The sequence below is a fragment of the Autumnicola patrickiae genome (assembly GCF_031846525.1).
In the GTDB taxonomy this organism is placed as follows: domain Bacteria; phylum Bacteroidota; class Bacteroidia; order Flavobacteriales; family Flavobacteriaceae; genus Autumnicola; species Autumnicola patrickiae.
Window position 1 is genome coordinate 174,909 of the sequence record NZ_JAVRHM010000001.1, and the last position, 20,755, is coordinate 195,663.

Below are 20,755 nucleotides of genomic sequence, written 5' to 3' on the forward strand. Positions count from 1 at the left end.
TTTGGGTTTGTGAAGATACATGAAAAATACATAAAACGATGTATCAGCCTTGCCCGCAATGGTCTTGGGAATACATATCCAAACCCCATGGTGGGCAGCGTGGTTGTTCAGAATAACAGGATAATTGGGGAAGGCTGGCATCAAAAAGCAGGACTGCCTCATGCCGAGGTAAATGCCATTAATGCTGTTGCAGACGAATCGCTTTTGCCGCAAAGTACAATTTATGTAAGCCTGGAACCCTGCAGCCATTTCGGAAAAACTCCCCCCTGCAGCGACTTAATTATTGCTAAAGGAATTAAGAAGGTGGTGATTGGCACAGTAGATCCCTTTGCCAAAGTAGCAGGAAAGGGCATTAAAAAGTTACTGGATGCCGGCTGTGAAGTTGCAGTGGGAATATTAGAAAAAGAGTGCCAGGAACTGAATAAACGCTTTTTTACTTTCCACAACGCAAAACGTCCTTTTATCATTCTAAAATGGGCGCAGACTAACGACGGATTCATTGCTCCGGAAAGTAAAGAAAACAGGGATCCGGTCTGGATTACAGGATCTACTTCCAGGCAACTGGTGCACAAATGGAGAGCAGAGGAACAGGCTATTTTAGTGGGAACAAATACTGTAATTGCAGACAATCCAAAGCTGAATACGCGATTATGGGACGGTTCTGATCCTGTGCGGATTGTCCTGGACCGAAAAGGAAGGATTCCGAAAGCTTCTGCTGTACTTGACGGCAGCGTTGAAACCATTGTTCTTACTGAAAACTCAGATTCTTATTCTGCGGAATACACACAACAAGCTGAAAAGCTGATTCTTGAAGTTCTAGATTTTGATAAGCAGATTGCACCGCAAATATGTGAAGTTTTGTATAGAAATGAACTGCAATCGATTATAATTGAAGGAGGTGCAAGAACGCTTCAGAGTTTTATAGACGCAGGATTGTGGGATGAAGCAAGGGTTTTCACAGGGAAAACCATCTTTAATTCAGGAACTGAAAGTCCGCAGTTAAAGGGAAAGTTGATAGACGAACAGGAAATTGGGAACGATAATTTAAAAATTTACATTAATGATTAAGACAATAATATTTGATTTTGGAGATGTGTTTATTAACCTCGATAAAGCCGCTACTGCAAAGGAGCTCGAAAATTGCCAAATATCGGCATTGAGTGAAAATGTTATGGCAAAAAACCTTCAGTATGAAAAAGGATTAATTTCTTCTGATGATTTTGTTGCCGCTTATTGCTCAGAATATAATCAGCTTAGCGAAGAGCAAATGCTGAAATCCTGGAATGCGATCCTGGTCGATTTTCCGAAATATCGCGTCGATTTTATTAAAAAAGTCTCTGAAAAAAAAGATTTCCAGCTTATCCTGTTGAGCAATACCAACGAAATTCACATTGACTGGGTTGAAAAAAATGTTCCGTTTTTTGCAGATTTCAGAAAATGTTTTGATGCCTTTTACCTGTCGCACGAGATCAACTTTAGAAAACCCGACGCAGAGATTTACGAATTTGTACTGAAAAAGCACAACCTTAAACCTGAGGAATGTCTTTTTATAGATGACACCAAAGAAAATACCGATGCCGCAGCTGCATTAGGTATCCATACCTGGAACATTGAGCCCACCCGCGAGGATATAATTGATCTTTTTACTACTAAGCAGGAATTATTTTGATCTACCTCCTGCTAAGTATTTTATCCTCCAGCGTAATTTTTGTAGTGTTTAAACTCTACACCAAATTTGGGATAAATACACTACAGGCAATAATTGTTAACTACTATATCGCCTGCACCGTTGGGTTTTTTGGCTATATCGAAAACTTCGATATTTCGCGGGTGCCTTCGGAATCATGGTTTCCGGGAACCTTGTTTCTGGGGGCGATGTTCATTGGTGTTTTTTACCTAGCCGCAATTACCACACAAAAAAGTGGACTTTCGGTGGTTTCTGTAGCCACAAAAATGTCGGTGGCAATTCCGGTTTTCTTTGGCATCTTCCTCTACAACGAAAGCACCGGAATTTTTAAAATTATTGGAATATTCCTGGCTTTAATTTCAGTTTATCTTACATCAATTAAGAAAAAAGACGGCATCAGTATCAAAAAGAAAAACCTGATTTTTCCTCTCTTAGTTTTTCTTGGAAGCGGGATCATTGACGCCACAATTAAGTTTCTGGAAACCAGCTATGTTGCAGAAACTGATGTTGGGCTATTTTCCTCCACGATTTTTGCCATTGCAGGAATAATAGGAACAGGTATTTTGCTGTTTCAGTCCATTACTGGTGGGTTGAAAATTACATTAAAGAACATTTTAGGAGGAGTTGCATTGGGTATACCAAATTACTTTTCAATTTACTTCCTGGTAATGGCGCTGCGCAGCCCGGGGTTTGACAGTTCTTCCATTTTTACCATGAATAACGTGGGTATTGTAAGTATTTCTACTTTACTGGGAATTGCATTTTTCCACGAACGGCTTATAAGAAAAAACTGGATTGGAATTGGACTGGCGGTTCTTAGCATAATTTTGGTTTCCCAAAGCTGAAGCCTTAAAATGGCAATTATCGGCATTAATTATTAAAAATGAAAGACACCTACAAGAGCATCATAAAACCTTCTGAAGAAGTGTTATTTAAAGACCGGAATTCTAAATTCTTTGGTTATGCTTTTCCGGTAAAAACTGAAGAAGAGATAAACGTTCACCTGGAAGAATTAAAAACAAAGCACCATAAAGCCCGTCACTGGTGCTATGCGTGGCAATTGGGGAAGGAAGATTTCCACTACCGTGCAAACGACGACGGGGAGCCTTCAAATTCTGCCGGGATGCCTATTTACGGACAAATCCAGTCTTTTGAAGTCACCAATATACTCATTGTGGTGGTTCGTTATTTTGGTGGGGTAAAACTTGGTGTAGGCGGACTCATTAACGCATACAAAACCGCAGCGCAAATGGCTTTGGAAGCTTCAGAAATGATTACCCGCAGTATAGATCGTGTGTTTGTAGTGAAATTTGATTATCCCGAAATGAATACGGTGATGAGAATTATTAAGGAAAACAACCTGAATGTCCTGGATCAAAAACTGGGATTAGATTGTAAGATATTTCTCTCGATTAGAAAAAATGAGGCAGAACAAATCTTCGAAAAATTTAATTCGACATATAAAGTCGGGATAAAAGAAATCGATATTTAAAAACCTAATTTTTTTAGAATATTTTCCGGACATTTTACCGGTCTTCGTGTCTCTGAATCCATAAAAACGAGGACGGTATTTGCAGTTGTAATCAACTCCTCCCTCTCATTAAAAATGGAATAGTCAAAAGCGATTTTTACGCCGGGTTTTTCCTTCAGACGGGTTTCTATTTTTAAATTTTCATCAAAGGTCGCAGGCTTCAAAAATTTGAAAGAAATCTCGTATACAGGCATCATGATTCCGTTCGTTTCCATGCTCTTATAAGAAATATCAAGCTCCTTAAGCCAGTCTATACGGGCAATTTCGAGGTATTGAGCATAATTACCGTGATGGACCACGCCCATCTGGTCGGTTTCTGCATAACGAACTTTAACATGAGTGATATGGGATTTCATAGTCTTATTTATAGTAAAATTGAATGAGGTTTTGTACTTTCAGAGTCAGAAAGAAGTATGCATAAATTTTTCTTAAAATTCAACATCAAAAGGATTTTTTTTTCAGATAATTTGTTCACATATTTGTTCTGCCTAAGTACGGAAAGTGACACTTCTCTGTACCACGAATTTGAACATTCTACTAACCTATTAATAAGTCAAAATAAGCATGTCGGAAACTGCGCAATCAGTTTGGAATAGCTGTCTAGCTTTTATCAAGGATAACATTACACCTCAGGCTTATAAAACCTGGTTTGAACCGATACAAGCTGTAAAACTTACCGATTGTGCTCTTAGCATTCAGGTACCTTCCAAATTTTTCTATGAATGGCTGGAAGAACATTACGTGAAATTACTAAAAGTTTCGCTTACACGGGAATTGGGTGAAAAAGCAAAACTGGTATATGTTATCAAGATGGAAAATACCTATGGTAACAAATTGCCTTTTACCGAAAAGATTCCCAGCAGCCAGAGAAGCCAAATGACTTCGCAGGAGGTTGATGTTCCTATTAAAAACAGGAACCCCGAACTTAAAAATCCTTTCATAATTCCCGGAATAAGAAATGTAAAAATCGAATCTCAGCTTAACCCGAGCTATAGTTTCGACAATTTTCTTGAAGGGGATTCCAACAGGCTGGCCCGTTCTGCCGGAATGGCCGTGGCCAATAAACCGGGAGGCACTTCTTTTAATCCGCTTTTGATCTTTGGAGGCGTTGGACTGGGAAAAACACACCTTGCCCACGCTATTGGGGTTGAAATAAAGGATAAATACCCGGAAAAAACCGTATTGTACATTTCCGCAGAAAAGTTTACGCAGCAGTACATAGAATCGGTTAAAAAGAATAACAGAAACGATTTTATTCATTTCTACCAGATTATAGATGTACTAATCGTGGATGACATCCAGTTGCTCTCAGGAAAAGCAGGCACCCAGGATGTATTTTTTCACATCTTCAACCATCTGCACCAAAATGGTAAGCAGGTGATCCTCACCAGTGATAAAGCGCCTGTGGATATGCAGGATATTGAACAACGACTTTTATCACGATTTAAGTGGGGACTTTCCGCAGAACTTCAAAATCCTGATTTCGAAACCAGGGTTTCCATTATAAAAAACAAACTGTATCGCGACGGGGTAGAAATGCCTGAAGATATCGTAGAGTTCCTGGCTAATAATATTAAAACAAACATTCGGGAACTGGAAGGTGCAATTATTTCACTTATCGCCCACTCCTCTTTTAACAAGAAAGATATTACGCTTGATCTTGCAAAAAAGATCGTCGACAATTACGTGAAGAATACCAAACGCGAAGTCTCGATCGATTATATCCAGAAAGTAGTGAGTGATTATTTCCAGATGGACGTAGATACTTTACAATCGAAGACGCGGAAAAGACATATTGTACAGGCAAGGCAAATTGCCATGTTCTTTGCCAAAAAGTTTACCAAAGCCTCTCTCGCCAGTATAGGTTCTCAAATTGGCAGCAGAGACCATGCAACTGTACTTCACGCCTGCAAAACGGTAGATAACCTCGCAGCGACCGATAAGCAGTTTAAAAAGTTTGTAGAAGATTTAAATAAAAAACTCACAATTTAAGCTCTTCTTGAATTCTGGAAGCGCACCGGATTCTTTCCGTTTTTGAAGAGATCTGAAAAAGAAAAGAAAAAAATGAAAACCAAAATTTTAATGGTTTGCCTGGGAAATATTTGCAGATCACCACTTGCTGAAGGAATTTTAAAAGCTAAAACAGACCCTGAGAAGGTTTTTATTGACTCTGCGGGGACAGGAAGTTATCATGTAGGTGGCGCACCAGATAAACGATCTATTGCCGTAGGAAGGAAATATGATATTGATATCACAGGTCAAAAATGCAGGCAGTTTGATGTTTCAAATTTTGAAGAATTTGATCATATATTCGTGATGGATAATGCCAATTATCGGGATATTCTTTCTCTTACTGAAAACAAAGACGACGAGGAAAAAGTACAACTCATCCTTAATGAAATCTTTCCCGGAGAAAACGTAGACGTACCTGATCCTTACCATGGAGGCGACGAAGGCTTCGAAAATGTATATCAAATGCTCGAGGAAGCTTGTGAATCTATTGCACTGCGCCTGGATTTAAAATAATATGCCAGATTCTTCATTTAAATATCAGGGAAAACTTTATATGATCCCTATAACTTTAGGAGATTCTAATCCCCTGGAGGTTCTACCTCTTCATATTAAGAAGATCATTGAAGAAACTGACGAATATATTGTCGAAAATGAAAAGACGGCAAGAAGGGCAATCAAAAAGATAGTTGCCGGTAAGAATCAACAGTCATTGAAGCTGCACTTACTTAATAAATTTACAGAAGTTGCTGCATTGCCAACCTTCCTTAAAGCATGTAAAGAAGGTAAGAACGTAGGATTAATGAGTGAGGCTGGTTGCCCCGGAGTAGCAGATCCAGGAGCTGAAATTGTAAAACTGGCCCATCAGGAAAATATACAGGTGATTCCGCTGGTTGGTCCGTCTTCTATTCTACTTGCATTAATGGGAAGCGGCATGAACGGGCAAGGGTTTACCTTTCACGGATACTTGCCCATTGATAAAAAGGAACGCAAACACGAGCTTAAGAACCTGGAAAGGATTTCTGCAGAAAGGAATCAGGCACAAATTTTTATTGAAACTCCTTACCGGAATAATAAACTGCTGGAAGACATGCAGCAAAACCTGCATCCCGGGACGAGACTTTGTATCGCTTGTGATCTCACGCTTCAATCTGAATATATTATTACCAAAACTATTGAGGATTGGTCAAAAACAAAAGTGGACCTTCATAAAAGGCCCACCATATTTATTATTCAGAAAGATTTTTAAGCAGTCGGTAAAATTGCCTTTGCTCTTTTTTCCGGTAGAATAAAAGAAGTATCATATCCACCGAATTTCTTCATATAATTTTTAATACTTGTACCAAAGGCATCACTAAAAGCGTGCGCTCCCCAGCTTCTAAGATATTTCTTTACACTCCCGGGGCCGGCCAGATGGGCAGCCGCAAGAATTCCAGATTCTGTTACCTCAACACCATTAATAGTTTTCCCTTCAAATCTTTTAATGTCACGGATCAAAATCCATTTATTCCTGGAAGAGTTTGCGTAAAAAGCAGCTTCCTGAAGTGCCGGGGAATTTATAAATTCCTGTGTATTATAAATACCAATAAGTTCCAAGGTTCCTTTCCCAAATTGATATTTTCCCATGTAACCAAATTCGTTAACGGCTTTGTAGTTGCTTCGGGATTCTTTAAAACCTAAAGCTTCTCTAAAGCCCAGATAAGATTTGCCTAATTTTGGCAGGTTTGCCAGATGAACCTCTTCAAAGGCCGGGTCTTCCAGCAAAGGCTCAACTGTATAATCCAGTTCCAGGTTTGCAGTGGAAAAACTCTCCAGGTCCAGCTTGGCTGCATCCTTGGTAGAAAAACTGAAAAACATAGTACCCGCAATTGCCGGTAAAATTGAAATTCTCGCGATTTTCTTTCTTTTTTGCATAACATTTTGTTTCTGAAGAGTTAACGGCTTTGGACTAAAATTAGTCCGTTTTACCCCCTTCAATTTTGCGGTGCAAATGTACAACTTTTTTTACTAATTTGATACACAAGTAGTTAAGACAAAACTAATAAAGGCGAGAGTTTAACAAACATATAGTATTGGAGCGTATAAGAACTTATAGGTGTGTTAAAGAAAATCGTTAAAAAACAGGTTTATCGTCTAATGCCCTGCTTGTTAATCCACCGGATATATTCCTGTTTATTCCTGTTATGTTGTGCCAATGTTTCTGCAAATTTGTGATAACCAAAATTTTCCACATTTGCTACAAAATAAAAATAATCATGATCCTCATAATTAAGGACAGCATCTATGGAAGAAATATCAGGCATAGTAATGGGGCCTGGAGGAAGTTCCTTATATAAATAAGTATTATAAGGAGAATCCAGTTTTAGATCTTTGTAGAGAACACGTTTTATGATCGTGTCAAATTTCTGACTTTCGTCCTTAATTGCATAAATTACCGTAGGATCTGCATCAAGTTTCCATCCGTTTTTATACCGATTCATATAAACTCCTGCCACTTTGGGACGTTCGTCTACTTTTGCCGTTTCTTTTTGTACTATAGATGCAAGGATCATAACCTCTGTTGGTGTAAGGTTAATTGCTTCGGCTTTATTCAGACGTTCTTCTGTCCAGAACCTGTTATACTCCTGTTGCATTCTTTGTCTGAATTCTTCAGCCGAAGTGTTCCAGTAAAATTCATATTGATTTGGAATATATAAGGCAAGTACTTCTCTTTCACTTATATTATTTTCAGCTAAAAACTGCTGATCCTTCATAGCCTTAAGCAATTCTACACTATCTGCTTCAATTTGTTTCGAAACCCTTCCTGCCAGATTTTCCAGCCGCTCCTGATTGTTAAACCGTACTTTTACAGGCGTATTCCCACTGCGTAGTACATTCACAATTTCATTATTGTTCATATCCTTTTTCAGAATATAACGACCGGGCCGGATATTGGAGGAATATCCTTTTTTTTCGGCTACCATCTTAAAGGATTGCACATCCTTCAGCAAAGGCTGTAGACTATCCATAACCGTATTATAATCTGTTCCAGTAGGAATATATACAACTCTCTGCTCTTCAGAAAAAGCTGTGTTTGCATTAAAAACACTTGTGTAAGCAAAGTAACCTACAGCAGAAAGTGCCAGTAAGACCACTACGGCTATAATTAATAGTATGCGCTTTTTAGACATTATTTATAAGTTGGTACATAACTTCATCTCTAAAGCTTCCGTTAAGAAAATTCCATTCTTTTTTTACACCTACTTTCCTAAACCCTTTTTTCTCAAAAAGCTTAAGACTGACCAGATTACCATCGGTAATATTTGCATAAACCTGGTGCAATGCAAGGTGTTTAAAGCAATAGTTACATATTAAAGAAAGACTTTCTGCTCCATAACCCTTTCCGCGCTCCACAGTTTCAGAAATAAGAATACCTATTGCTGCCCTGCGATCTTTTGGTTCCAAATCGAAAACATCAATAAGACCTATAGCCTTATGCGCTCTGTTGCAAATTACAAGCCGTAATTGCCTGTAGTCGTAAATATCCCGATGTGCGTTTTCCAGGTATTTTTTAATCATAAAGCGGGAATAAGGAACCTGAGTGGAACTGACCTCCCAAAATTCTTCTGTATTTTCCAACTCATGAACAAAATCCAGGTCCTCGGGCTCCAGGGCTCGTAAATAGACTTTATCCCCTTCCAGTGTTAACATTCAATTTCACCTTTAAAAACCTGTTCTGCCGGACCTGTTAGCCAGATATTCTCATACTGCCCTTCCTCTTTCTTTTCAAAAGAAACAGAAAGTTCTCCTCCTGGCACAATTAATCTTATGGTATTTCCATTGGTTCTACCGGACGCATTTGCAGCTATGGCCACAGCAGTAACTCCGGTACCACATGATAAAGTTTCGTCCTCTACCCCACGCTCATAAGTACGAACTAAAAATGTATCATTTTCTTCAGCTTCAACAAAATTTACATTTGTCCCGCCATTGTTCATATAAACGTCTGAATACCTAATTGCAGCACCTTCTTCCTTTACTTTAAGATCTTTAACATTTTTGGTGAAAACGACATGGTGCGGTGAGCCGGTATTTAAAAAACATACATTTCCAAATTTCCTGATTTCCTCTACATTTTGCATCTGCAAACTTACCATTCCATCACTTACTGTAGCTTTATGAGGACCATCCACTGCAGTAAAAACCGCTTCATCTTCTATAACCCCCAGAAATTTTGCAAAAGCAACCAGGCACCTTCCACCATTTCCACACATGCTGCTCTCATTCCCGTCGGAATTAAAATATAACATTTTAAAATCATCTCCTTCTGCATCAGGGTTTTCCAAAAGAATTAAACCGTCAGCTCCTATGCCAAATTTACGGTCGCATAGCCGCTTAACAATTTTGGTATCCTTTTTGGAAAGTAATTCCTGACGATTATCAATCATCACAAAATCATTACCGGTGCCCTGATATTTATAAAACTGGATCTTCATTATTCTGGTTTAAAAACGGCACAAATATACAATAAAGCTTAAGATTTTTGTGGTGTTAAAGGGTCGTTAAAGCCGAAAACCTAGAATACTAAAATTTTAATTTTAATCGTTTAATTAATAAATACATTATCAGAAATATGAAAAAATTAGCAACTTTACTCATCGTTTCTGTTTTAGGAGGAGTATTTACCTTAGGTAGTTACAAATTATTTCTTGAAGAAGAACAAATTTCGTCCAGCTTACCCCTTCCTTCTACAGAAGAACGCAGTGATTTTATTCCTGCAAATTACACAGAAAGAAATTACGGAACCAATGCTGACTTTACCGAGGCCGCAGAAAATACGGTACATGCTGTTGTGCATGTTAAAAACGTAGCGGTTTTTAAAGGAACAAGAAATCCTTTTGAATTTTACTATGGAGGCAGGAGTAATAGCGAAGGCAAAGCTGTACAGGGAGCAGGTTCTGGAGTTATTATCACTCCGGATGGTTATATTGTAACTAATAATCATGTTATTGAAGGTGCAAGTGAACTGGAAGTGACTTTAAACAACAACAAGACTTACACGGCTGAAGTAGTAGGAACCGATAAAGCATCAGATATTGCTCTTTTAAAAGTGGATGCCGAAGGTCTTAATTATATACCATTTGGAAATTCCAACAACGTAAGATTAGGAGAATGGGTCCTCGCAGTAGGAAATCCTTTTAATTTAAAGTCTACTGTAACTGCAGGGATTGTTAGCGCAAAAGCCAGGGATCTTAACACTGCAGATATTATCCCGCAATCTTTTATCCAGACAGATGCTGCAATTAACCCCGGAAACAGCGGTGGGGCTTTGGTAAACATCAATGGTGAATTAATAGGTATTAACACTGCGATTACTTCTAAGACCGGAAGTTACGTAGGTTACGCCTTTGCTGTTCCATCCAATAATGCACGAAAAATTGTTGAAGATATTATGGAATTTGGCCATGTACAACAAGGCATCCTGGGGATAAGAGGAGGAAGCCTAACACCACAGGTGGTTAAAGAATTAAACCTGGAAGCAACACAGGGAGTTTATGTTGCAGATGTAAGCCCTGGTAGCGGAGCTGAAAATGCAGGAATCAGAGAGAACGACATTATCAGAAAAATTGACAATATCCAGATCAATAAATTTTCTGACTTAACAGGATATATAAATTCTAAACATCCTAATGATGAAGTTTCAGTAACTCTTTTAAGAGATGGTCGTGAGCGCGAAGTGAAAGTAATTCTTACCAAGTATGAAGCTTATACCATAAAATCTATTGGACTTGAAGTAGCCAATGCCTCTAAAGAGGAGCTGCGTAGTTACAATACAGAATATGGAGTAAAAATAAACCAGATCCTAAGGAACGATCTTCCTGCAGAGGAACTGGCTGGAAATATTATTACCGAAATTAACAATGAAAAAGTCCGCAACATTCAGGATGTGGAAAGAGTAATTGAAGGAAAAAGAAGCTCAGATCCTATTGTTGTTACATTTATTGATGAAAATGGTGAAAAACAAAGGGTAGTCTGGAGATAAACCTTTTATTTATCAACAAAGAGAAGCTGTCCCATTAATTTGAGGCAGCTTTTTTTGCACTCTATTTTTCACACCTGTTGAAATTTATAAAACTCCTGATTAGTTTGAGAAGATATTTTTATAAAAAATCTTCATTTAATAATTCCGAAAACTTATGTATTTTAATTTTGGGACAGCCTCTTAAGGATTATTTAAATTTCTCAAATCTTATGGATAAACAGAAGAAAAATAGCTTGTTCAGAAAAAGGTATATCATACCGGCAGTAATAGTTATTCTCCTGATTATTGGACGTATACTTTTACCTCATTTTTTAAAGAATTCTGTAAACAGAACTTTGGATAATATCCCAGGTTATACAGGACATGTTGAAGATATTGATGTAGCCTTATGGCGGGGTGCTTATGTTATCAATGGATTAATCCTGAAAAAAGAAACTTCAGAAACTGACACTCCGATGTTGGATTTCGAGAAAACTGACATTTCTATTGACTGGAAGTCACTGCTAAAAGGAAAAATTGTAAGTGAAATAGACCTACATTCCCCAAAATTCAATTACATCTTTAAAAACCAACAACAACAGGATTCTGCAGCCGACCCAAAAACAGAAGACTGGACCAAAGCTTTAACAGATTTGGTACCTATAGACATTAATAGGCTGACTGTAACTAATGGAAAGGCAGGTCTTGTTGAACTTTCTGCCAATCCGAAAATTAGTTTGTTTCTTGAGAAAATTGAATTACGAGCCACTAATCTCAGTAATGTAATAAATGAAGAAAAAGCTTTGCCGTCACACGTGCAGGCTACTGCTGTCTCTTTTGGCGATGGGAACGTTACAATACACGGGGATCTAAATCTCCTGCAGGAAATACCAGATATGGATATGGAGTTTAACCTCGAAAAAGCACGTATTACTGCCTTAAACGACCTGGCCAGGCGTTATGCAGGCGTGGATTTTGAAGAAGGAATATTTGAATTGTACAGCGAAGTGGCCATTGCCGATGGATATTTAAAAGGCTACCTTAAGCCAATGCTAATCAATACGAAAATAATATCAGAGGAAGAAGAAGGAGGGTTTTTAGAAGAAATGTGGGAAGGATTTGTAGGTGTTTTAAAATTTATACTAAAAAATCAGGGAACCGATACATTGGCCACACGCGCTCCATTGGAAGGAAACCTTAATGATGTGGACACCGGTATTCTACCGACTGTACTTAACATCTTCAAAAATGCCTGGATTGAAGCCTATAAAGGAAGTGTGGATGAGAACATTGAATTTGAAGACGCATTAGAAGAACAATAAAAAAATTGAGATTTAAAGAATTGCACTTTATTGAAAATCCATTCTTTTTCAGGAAATTTGCGCTCAGTTAATTTTATCGGCAATAACTTTTTTGAGGATACGTTGTGTGATAGAACCAAAAAATGAAACCTCTAAAGGATGAACAGAACAATTATTACCTTTTTGTTTTTAACTGTACTTTTTACGCAGGTAAAAGCTCAGGACAGTCTTCAAAATAATCAGCCAATTCGAGCAGAATTTGATGAACTCATTGAAACTTCGAATAATTATCAGGGATACAAAGTCGTGGAATATGACAGGCTGATAGAACTGAGGAACACCACTTCAGAATATATTAACGAGCTAAAGAATGAAATCACGATTCAGCAAAATACCATAGACAGACAAAACCAGGAACTGGAAGAATTTGAGACGCAACTTGAAGATACTGAAGCTGACCTGGAAAAAGTAAATAATGAAAAAGACGCCATCACCTTTTTAGGTATACCTTTTAGTAAAGGAGGTTATAAAACGGTAATGTGGAGTGTTGTAGGACTTCTTGTTCTTGCCCTTTTACTATTCATCTATAAATATAAAAGCTCCCATGCCACTACAAAAGAAGCCCGTAAAAAACTAGATGAAACCGAAAGGGAATTTGATGCTTATCGCGCCAAAGCATTGGAAAAAGAACAACGCCTGGGAAGGCTTTTACAGGACGAGCGGAATAAATCCAATACTTAGTATATATCTAAGTCTGCTAATAATTCTCATTTTTGCTTCAGAAAACAGCAATTGCTATGCGTATTGACATAATTACAGTGGTTCCGGATATTCTAAAAAGTCCATTTGAAGCCTCTATTTTAAAACGAGCGATAGAAAAAGGACACGTGGAGATCCATCTTCATAACCTGCGTGATTATGTGACGGACAATTACAAGCAAATTGATGATTATCAATTTGGTGGAGGCGCCGGGATGGTAATGATGGTGGAACCTATAGATAAATGTATCTCCCGGTTAAAATCTGAAAGAGATTATGACGAGGTTATTTATATGACCCCGGATGGGGAAAGGCTGCATCAAAAGCTGGCAAACAAAATTTCCTTGCTTGAAAATATTATCATCCTTTGTGGACATTATAAAGGTGTTGACCAAAGAGTACGTGACCATTTTATTACAAAGGAAATTTCTATAGGGGATTATGTGCTATCCGGTGGCGAACTGGGAGCAGCTGTCTTATGTGATGCTGTAATCAGGCTTATTCCCGGCGTTTTGGGTAATGAAACCTCTGCTTTAACCGACTCTTTTCAGGATAATTTACTGGCTCCGCCGGTTTATACAAGACCTTCTGAATATAAAGGTTGGCAGGTCCCGGAAATATTAACATCAGGTAATTTTCCAAAAATTGAAGAGTGGCGGGAAGAACAGGCTTATCTGCGCACCAGGAACCTACGTCCGGATTTGCTTGAAGAGGATGAAAAATAATGAAATGCAGAACTTGTATTTAAAATAAAATATTTACTTTTGCACTCATTCTAAAATAACCTCTGGCGAAAACCGTGAATGTTATTTCAGGAAAATATTTTAAACACAGAAACATGGAATCGTTAATTAAGTACGTTCAGGACGAATTCGTTGCAAAAAAAGATTTACCCGAGTTTTCAGCCGGGGACACTATTACAGTATTTTACGAAATTAAGGAAGGGCAAAAAACCCGTACTCAGTTCTTTAGAGGAGTTGTAATCCAAAAAAGAGGAACTGGGGCATCTCAGACTTTTACCATCAGAAAGATGAGTGGTACTGTTGGTGTTGAGCGTATTTTCCCTCTAAATTTACCTGCAATTCAAAAAATTGAATTAAATAAAAGAGGTAAGGTTAGACGAGCAAGAATCTATTACTTTAGAGAACTTACCGGTAAAAAAGCTCGTATTAAAGAACAGAAGAGAAAATAATTCTCTCTTACAAATTTGCAAAGCCTCCGAAATATCGGAGGCTTTTTTTATGAACAAATGTTAACTTACTATGTTCATAAACCATTGAAAACAAATTAGTTAACAAAAAGCTAAAATTCTTCCTTAACCTGATTACTTTTGCTATCTTTAAGTAAAGAATTTAGCCCTTGAGAAATGACACAAGGATTTTCTACGATTGCTGAAATTCTGTGTAAGGAAGAAAAATCTTTACATCCGGTTTTTATCTTCTATATAACGTTCATTTTTTGCTTTGTCAAAAACAGTTTGAAAGATAAAAACCCATTCCGGAATACTATCAGCTTCCAGGCTAAAAAATATTCCGGTTGAAATAATTTCCACCTCAAGAGCTTTAAGCTCCCATGGAATAAGATTCCGGGTGATAAGGAATTATTTCAGTAGAAGCCATTTCATTTTAGTTACTAAGATGAAGTGGCTTTTTTATTTGCTGTAATTTTTAGGAAGCTTTTAGTCTTTACAGGCTATGAAAAAAGCCTTAAATATGTTATATTGCAGGGGTTGAGGACGCTCTGGCTAAAACCAGGGCGTTTGCTAAATAATCATATTATAAAAAAACACATAAAAATGGCACAACAAACCAAAATTATTTATACAAAAACTGATGAGGCCCCTGCACTGGCCACTTATTCTTTCTTACCAATTGTGCAAAAATTTACAAAAACAGCAAACATCGATCTTGAAACCAAAGACATATCTTTGGCAGGAAGGATCCTTTCCCAGTTTCCTGAATATTTAAAAGAAGACCAAAAAGTTTCTGATGCCCTTGCAGAACTTGGTGAACTTGCAAAAAAACCGGAAGCCAATATTATAAAGCTTCCAAACATTAGTGCCTCTATTCCTCAGCTAAAAGCAGCTATAAAGGAACTGCAGGAAAATGGATTTGAAATCCCCAACTATCCTGATGAACCTTCTTCAGAAGAAGAGAAAAAGACCAGGACAAAGTATGATAAAGTAAAAGGTAGTGCCGTAAATCCTGTTTTAAGGGAAGGAAATTCTGACAGACGCGCTCCAAAAGCTGTTAAAAATTTTGCTAAAAAGAACCCGCATTCCATGGGTGAATGGAGTTCAGACTCCAAAACCCATGTTTCTACAATGGATTCTGGTGATTTTAGACACACTGAAAAGTCTGTAACTATTTCCAAAGAAGGAGGTGTATCTATAGAGTTTACATCCGATTCCGGCGAGAAAAAAATACTTAAAGAGGATGTTTATTTGCTAACCGGTGAAATAATTGATGCCGCTGTAATGAGCAAGAAAGCCCTTGTTGCTTTTTTAAGAAAACAGGTTCAGGATGCCAAGGACAAGAATGTCCTTTTTTCGCTGCATATGAAAGCAACCATGATGAAAGTGTCTGATCCTATCATTTTTGGACATGCAGTGAAAGTATATTTCCAGGATGTTTTTCAGAAATACAGTGAAGATCTTAAAGAAGCCGGTGCCAATCCTAATAGTGGTTTAGGAGATATTTTAAGCGCATTGGACAAACTTCCTGCAGACAAAAAACAGCAAATTGAATCTGATATTCAATCTGATATTAAAGACGGGCCAGATCTGGCAATGGTTAATTCTGATAAAGGAATTACCAATCTGCACGTACCAAGTGATGTGATAATTGATGCATCTATGCCCGCTATGATTAGAACATCCGGCCAAATGTGGAATGCTGAAGGAAAGCAGCAGGATACAAAAGCTGTTATTCCAGACAGTAGTTATGCAGGAGTTTACCGGGCTACCATAGATTTTTGTAAAAAGAATGGTGCTTTTGATCCAACCACAATGGGAACAGTTCCTAACGTTGGTTTAATGGCTCAAAAAGCAGAGGAATATGGTTCACATGATAAAACCTTTGAAATTCCTGGAAAAGGAACAGTGCAGGTAATTAATAATACAGGAGAAGTACTTTTGGAACATGATGTGGAGGAAGGCGATATCTGGAGAATGTGTCAGGTAAAAGATGCTCCTGTAAGAGATTGGGTTAAGCTTGCTGTAAATCGTGCAAAAGCTACCGGAAACCCAACCGTATTCTGGCTGGATAACGAGAGAGCACATGATGCACAATTAATAGACAAGGTTCAAAAATACTTGCCGGAACATGATACAGATGGGCTGGATATAAAAATTATGTCTCCTGTTGAAGCAACTCAATATACACTTTCGCGCGTAAAAGAAGGTAAAGATACTATCTCTGTAACCGGAAATGTGCTTAGAGATTATTTAACCGACTTATTCCCAATCCTGGAACTGGGAACAAGTGCAAAAATGCTTTCCATTGTTCCGCTTATGAATGGTGGTGGGTTATTTGAAACTGGTGCCGGCGGATCTGCCCCTAAACATGTTCAGCAGTTTGTTGAAGAGGGACATTTAAGATGGGATTCCTTAGGAGAATTTCTCGCCCTGGCAGTTTCACTGGAACATGCCGGTCAAAAATATGATAACAAAAAAGCGCTGGTTCTATCTGAAGCGTTAGATGATGCCACAGATAAATTCCTGGATAATAGGAAATCTCCTTCCCGTAAAGTAAATGAACTGGATAACAGGGGAAGCCATTTTTACCTTGCTTTATATTGGGCACAGGCTCTTGCAAAGCAGGCCAAAGATGCTGAAATGAAAGAATATTTTGAAAAAGTAGCAAAATTACTGGAGATAAAAGAAGATGAAATTGTAAAAGAGTTAAATGAAGCTCAAGGTTCTTCTGTAAATATCGGAGGCTACTATAAACCAAACGATGAGCTAACATCTAAGGCCATGAGACCTAGTGAAACGCTTAACCAGATTTTATCGAATTTATAAAATACCGGTAAACCTTACAAAGAGGTTGTTCAAAATTCTAATTATCGTCCTCAATATTTTAGATGATGACTTTAAATGGATATTTGGACAGCCTTTTTTAATTTTTATCTTATAAAATAGAGAACTAAATTTATTTCACACCACACAGTATGAAACCTGAAGTTTCTATTATTATTCCAACTTTTAACCGGGCCCACACGATTGAAGAAACCATTGATTGTGTTATGAATCAAACCCACCAGAAGTGGGAATGCTTAGTTGTAGATGACGGTTCTACAGATGGCACGGAAGAACTTCTTAAGACGAAATTTTCTGAGGATTCAAGGTTCATATATATCCAGCGGCCAAAAAGCAGGAAAAAAGGGGCAGCTTCATGTCGTAACCTGGGACTGGAAAAAGCAGAAGGAAAATTTATTCAGTTTTTAGACTCTGATGATCTAATTGCTGAAAACAAATTGGAGGAGCAAACCAATTTATTAAAGAATGCCCCCCTCAACTCCCTTGCCACTTCAAAATGGGGCAGAATGCAACCCAATTGGGAGTTTCCAATGATTTATGAGAAAATGCCAACTTATTTCAGCTCAAAAAATCCTAGAAAATTATTAGATGTCTTTGGTAATCAATTTACTTATTTTCCACCTCATGTTTACCTTCTGCCTTCAGGACTTATTAAAAAAGCCGGAATTTGGGATGAAGAATTAAGTCTTAGCGACGACGGGGAATTTTTCTGTAGAATGATTCTTGGAAGCTCAAATATTGTCTTTTCTCCTAAAACCTATGCTATTTACAAAACAGGAGCAGGCAATCGCTTAAATGGTTTATTAAGCGAAGAAGGTATAGCAAGTTACATCAAAGCATGGACACTTAATGAAAAAACTATTTTACACTGTACCGGAGTAAAAAATCATGTTCTTGTAAGGCAGGCAAAATTGCATTTTTATAAACGTATGAAAAAACATAATCCGTCTGTGATAAAAGAACATCCGGACTTTTTTAATTCCAGAATGTCTTCGTTTGAATATCTTTTCCTGAAAACTTCGGCAAAATTGAATTCCCTTCTGTGAAACCAATAATTTCTATTATAATCCCGACGTACAACAGGGCTCATATTATAAAAGAAACCCTTGATTCCGTACTGCATCAAACTTTTGAAAATTGGGAGTGTCTTGTTATAGACGATGGTTCCAATGACAATACTAAAGAAGTAATTCAGGTTTATCTTCAAGACAAGCGCTTCAAATATTTCGAAAGACCAGAAGAGAGGGAAAAAGGAGCATGTACCTGCAGGAATATCGGGATCGAAAAATCCTCTGGGGAATACATACAGTTTCTTGATTCTGATGATATTCTTGGGTTAAACAAATTTGAAGTTCAGTTAAATAAATTAAAAAAGGCTTCTCCGCTGAGCCTCGCGACCTGCAAATGGGGTGGACTAAAACCACAGTGGGAACATCCTCGTATTTATGAGGGCCTGGCTTCTTATTTCAGCACAAAAAATCCTGTAGCACTTCTTGACCATTTTGCAAAATGGTTTACTTATTTACCTGTACATGCATATTTGGTACCCCGCGCTCTAATTGAAAAATCCGGGAAATGGAACAACACGCTAAAAATAAATCAGGATGGAGAATTTTTTACCCGCGTAATTCTTAATTCTTCAGAAATTATTTTTTGCCCTAAGATGTATGTTTTATACCGCACTGGCAGCGGAAATCGCATAAGCACTCAAAGAAACACGAAAATAGGCATAAGTAACTACATCAAAAGCTGGAACCTGATTGATGATGCAATATTTAAAAAATTGAGAATCAGAAACCATTTCCAGGTCCGGCAGGCAAAAGCAGCATTGTTTTCGTCCTTAAAAGAAAAACATTCTGAATTGATCGCAGAAAATGAGAGTTTTCTACTCCAGCGCACTCCTGATCTTCTTTATAAAATTTTAAAATTCCAATCCAGGGTAAGGGACAAACTTTTTGTAAAGCAAATTCCACTTAAGAATTGAAATGAAATTTTAAGATAATAGCTGATTCTAAATTTTCAGAAATTCATTTTTCTTCCTAATTATCTTGTGATCTTTAAATAATACTTTTCTAAAAATATTATATCCGTATAAGCATACTAAGAATACGTTAAACGAAAAATACGCGCTTATTAGAAGGCTTCAATTTACGAGCTTTGCAAAATGAAAAATTCTCCTGACGGAAGAAATAAAAAAAAGGAATCCATTATTCTTGTGGTATTAGGAACCCTTATTGCACTTGGTCCTTTTTCGATAGATGCCTATCTTCCTGGATTCACAAGAATAGCTGAGGATTTTGATACCACTATAGGCAAGGTTGGCCTTACGCTAACCAGCTACTTTATAGGAATTTCCCTGGGTCAATTAGCTTACGGACCAATAATGGATAAATACGGAAGAAAAAAACCTTTATTAATTGGACTTATAATTTATTTTGTAGCAGCACTATGCTGTTTTTACTCTCCCAGCCTGGAATGGTTAATTGTCTCGCGGTTCTTTCTTGCTATTGGTGCAGCCGCCGGAATGGTTGCAGCAAAGGCCGTGGTAAGGGATATTTTTCCTGTAAATGAGGTCGCTGGCGCGATCTCTGTCCTGATGTTAATTATGGGCGGTGCTCCCATTATCGCACCAACTGTGGGTAGCTTTATTATTGAGAGCCTTGGCTGGAAAACTATATTTCTTTTTCTCGCGCTTTTCAGTTTTCTCATGATCCTGAGTGTTTATAGTTTTCTTCCTGAAAGTGTAGTACCAAACAAAAAAGTACAGCTTAGACCAAAACCCATCCTTAGCAAATATATAGGTATTCTCACCCATGAAAAGTTCTGGAGCTTTTCTATGGCAGGAAGTTTTACGATTGGTGCCATGTTCGCTTATATCTCTGATGCACCAAAACTATTTATGGGAAATTTTGATCTCACTCAAAAAGAATTTGGAATTTTGTTTGGCATCAATGCCGCCGGTTTAATACTGGGAAGTCAGGTCAATCGCCTGTTCCTGAAGAAATACACTACTTTTAAAATCACCTATTTCAATAGTGTGGTTCTGGTGGTACTGGCCGGTCTTTTTTTACTTAATGGTTTGATGGGGCCCAACTTCTATGCAACGGTTAGTCTGCTGTTCCTGATCTTATTCTTACTTGGATTTCAAAATCCAAATACTACCGCACTCTCCTTGGAGCCTTTTGCTACAAAGGCCGGAAGGGCTTCAGCATTAATAGGAAGTTTAAAGATGATCCTGGGAGCCCTGGCTTCTTTTACCATCAGCCTTTTCCATAGTCCCGGGGTAGTTCCCCTGGCAACCATAATCTTAATCTGTTTAATGGCTAGTTTCATTTTATTACTTCGCTTTTCAGGAAAGGAAAAAAGAAAGCTTGCTTTAAGTGAGACCTAACTTCAACAAAACCTAAAGCTTTTTTTAATTAGCCCC

General features: G+C 37.8%; 22 protein-coding genes. 16 read left to right on the plus strand and 6 right to left on the minus strand.

The annotated features are described in order from the left end of the window. The first annotated feature begins 9 nt into the window (after positions 1-9). Genes ribD through RM549_RS00765 form a run of 4 tightly spaced genes read left to right on the plus strand, consistent with a single transcriptional unit; the run spans position 10 to position 3,179 of the window. Positions 10-1,068, plus strand: a complete 1,059-nt coding sequence (gene ribD / locus RM549_RS00750) for a bifunctional diaminohydroxyphosphoribosylaminopyrimidine deaminase/5-amino-6-(5-phosphoribosylamino)uracil reductase RibD (RefSeq protein WP_311679701.1) — start codon at positions 10-12, stop codon at positions 1,066-1,068. After that, complete coding sequence (locus RM549_RS00755) at positions 1,061-1,669, plus strand: HAD family hydrolase (protein ID WP_311679702.1); 609 nt, start codon at positions 1,061-1,063, stop codon at positions 1,667-1,669. The genes ribD and RM549_RS00755 overlap by 8 nt, the downstream gene beginning before the upstream one ends. Further along, positions 1,666-2,532, plus strand: coding sequence for an EamA family transporter (locus tag RM549_RS00760; RefSeq protein ID WP_311679704.1), 867 nt, complete (start codon positions 1,666-1,668; stop codon positions 2,530-2,532). Before RM549_RS00755 ends, RM549_RS00760 begins: the two co-directional genes overlap by 4 nt. 38 nt (positions 2,533-2,570) lie before the next feature. Then, positions 2,571-3,179, plus strand: a complete 609-nt coding sequence (locus tag RM549_RS00765) for an IMPACT family protein (RefSeq protein ID WP_311679706.1) — start codon at positions 2,571-2,573, stop codon at positions 3,177-3,179. Here the strand turns inward: RM549_RS00765 and RM549_RS00770 are convergent. Further along, positions 3,176-3,574, minus strand: a complete 399-nt coding sequence (locus RM549_RS00770) for an acyl-CoA thioesterase (RefSeq protein ID WP_311679709.1) — start codon at positions 3,572-3,574, stop codon at positions 3,176-3,178. The genes RM549_RS00765 and RM549_RS00770 overlap by 4 nt on opposite strands. Positions 3,575-3,782: 208 nt before the next feature. Here RM549_RS00770 and dnaA point away from each other — a divergent pair, with 208 nt between their 5' ends. The 3 genes from dnaA to RM549_RS00785 all read left to right on the plus strand — a co-directional run bounded on the left by dnaA (position 3,783) and on the right by RM549_RS00785 (position 6,477). Continuing rightward, positions 3,783-5,210 carry a chromosomal replication initiator protein DnaA gene (dnaA, locus tag RM549_RS00775; protein ID WP_311679711.1) on the plus strand — a complete coding sequence of 476 codons (1,428 nt, stop codon included), beginning with the start codon at positions 3,783-3,785 and terminating at the stop codon, positions 5,208-5,210. Between the two features lie 72 nt (positions 5,211-5,282). After that, positions 5,283-5,744, plus strand: a complete 462-nt coding sequence (locus RM549_RS00780) for a low molecular weight protein-tyrosine-phosphatase (RefSeq protein ID WP_311679713.1) — start codon at positions 5,283-5,285, stop codon at positions 5,742-5,744. A 1-nt stretch (position 5,745) separates the two neighbouring features. Next, positions 5,746-6,477, plus strand: coding sequence for an SAM-dependent methyltransferase (locus RM549_RS00785; protein ID WP_311679715.1), 732 nt, complete (start codon positions 5,746-5,748; stop codon positions 6,475-6,477). Here the strand turns inward: RM549_RS00785 and RM549_RS00790 are convergent. The 4 genes from RM549_RS00790 to dapF form a co-directional block, all read right to left on the minus strand. Continuing rightward, positions 6,474-7,142 (minus strand): peptidoglycan-binding protein LysM, encoded by a 669-nt coding sequence (locus RM549_RS00790; protein WP_311679717.1) that lies wholly within the window; start codon positions 7,140-7,142, stop codon positions 6,474-6,476. The genes RM549_RS00785 and RM549_RS00790 overlap by 4 nt on opposite strands. A 212-nt stretch (positions 7,143-7,354) precedes the next feature. Next, positions 7,355-8,398, minus strand: a complete 1,044-nt coding sequence (gene mltG / locus RM549_RS00795; RefSeq protein WP_311679719.1) for an endolytic transglycosylase MltG — start codon at positions 8,396-8,398, stop codon at positions 7,355-7,357. Beyond that, positions 8,391-8,918 (minus strand): GNAT family N-acetyltransferase, encoded by a 528-nt coding sequence (locus tag RM549_RS00800; RefSeq protein ID WP_311679721.1) that lies wholly within the window; start codon positions 8,916-8,918, stop codon positions 8,391-8,393. Before RM549_RS00800 ends, mltG begins: the two co-directional genes overlap by 8 nt. Then, positions 8,912-9,703: a diaminopimelate epimerase gene (dapF, locus tag RM549_RS00805; RefSeq protein ID WP_311679723.1), complete on the minus strand. Its 792-nt coding sequence runs from the start codon at positions 9,701-9,703 to the stop codon at positions 8,912-8,914. Before dapF ends, RM549_RS00800 begins: the two co-directional genes overlap by 7 nt. 137 nt (positions 9,704-9,840) lie before the next feature. Between dapF and RM549_RS00810 the strand changes: the two genes are divergently transcribed. The 5 genes from RM549_RS00810 (at position 9,841) to rplS (ending at position 14,481) form a co-directional block, all read left to right on the plus strand. After that, complete coding sequence (locus RM549_RS00810; RefSeq protein ID WP_311679725.1) at positions 9,841-11,250, plus strand: trypsin-like peptidase domain-containing protein; 1,410 nt, start codon at positions 9,841-9,843, stop codon at positions 11,248-11,250. Positions 11,251-11,459: 209 nt separating this feature from the next. Further along, positions 11,460-12,551: a DUF748 domain-containing protein gene (locus RM549_RS00815; protein WP_311679728.1), complete on the plus strand. Its 1,092-nt coding sequence runs from the start codon at positions 11,460-11,462 to the stop codon at positions 12,549-12,551. A gap of 138 nt (positions 12,552-12,689) precedes the next feature. Further along, positions 12,690-13,271 (plus strand): hypothetical protein, encoded by a 582-nt coding sequence (locus tag RM549_RS00820; RefSeq protein WP_311679730.1) that lies wholly within the window; start codon positions 12,690-12,692, stop codon positions 13,269-13,271. 56 nt (positions 13,272-13,327) lie between these two features. Beyond that, a complete protein-coding gene (gene trmD / locus RM549_RS00825; protein ID WP_311679732.1) occupies positions 13,328-14,014 on the plus strand; it encodes a tRNA (guanosine(37)-N1)-methyltransferase TrmD in 687 nt (228 codons plus the stop codon). A 113-nt stretch (positions 14,015-14,127) separates the two neighbouring features. Next, complete coding sequence (rplS, locus tag RM549_RS00830) at positions 14,128-14,481, plus strand: 50S ribosomal protein L19 (protein ID WP_311679734.1); 354 nt, start codon at positions 14,128-14,130, stop codon at positions 14,479-14,481. A 228-nt stretch (positions 14,482-14,709) separates the two neighbouring features. Here rplS and RM549_RS00835 read toward each other — a convergent pair whose 3' ends face one another. Further along, on the minus strand, positions 14,710-14,841 hold the full coding sequence (locus RM549_RS00835) for a hypothetical protein (RefSeq protein ID WP_311679736.1): 132 nt from the start codon (positions 14,839-14,841) through the stop codon (positions 14,710-14,712). Positions 14,842-15,084: 243 nt separating this feature from the next. On the opposite strand from RM549_RS00835, the gene RM549_RS00840 reads away from it, so the two are divergent. The 4 genes from RM549_RS00840 to RM549_RS00855 all read left to right on the plus strand — a co-directional run bounded on the left by RM549_RS00840 (position 15,085) and on the right by RM549_RS00855 (position 20,719). Further along, a complete protein-coding gene (locus RM549_RS00840) occupies positions 15,085-17,310 on the plus strand; it encodes an NADP-dependent isocitrate dehydrogenase (protein ID WP_311679738.1) in 2,226 nt (741 codons plus the stop codon). Positions 17,311-17,459: 149 nt separating this feature from the next. Then, complete coding sequence (locus tag RM549_RS00845) at positions 17,460-18,374, plus strand: glycosyltransferase family 2 protein (protein ID WP_311679740.1); 915 nt, start codon at positions 17,460-17,462, stop codon at positions 18,372-18,374. Beyond that, the gene (locus tag RM549_RS00850; RefSeq protein ID WP_311679742.1) at positions 18,371-19,312 is read left to right on the plus strand and encodes a glycosyltransferase family 2 protein; all 942 of its coding nucleotides are present in this window, start codon (positions 18,371-18,373) and stop codon (positions 19,310-19,312) included. Before RM549_RS00845 ends, RM549_RS00850 begins: the two co-directional genes overlap by 4 nt. Positions 19,313-19,492: 180 nt before the next feature. After that, a complete protein-coding gene (locus RM549_RS00855; protein ID WP_311679744.1) occupies positions 19,493-20,719 on the plus strand; it encodes a multidrug effflux MFS transporter in 1,227 nt (408 codons plus the stop codon). The last annotated feature ends 36 nt before the right edge of the window (positions 20,720-20,755 follow it).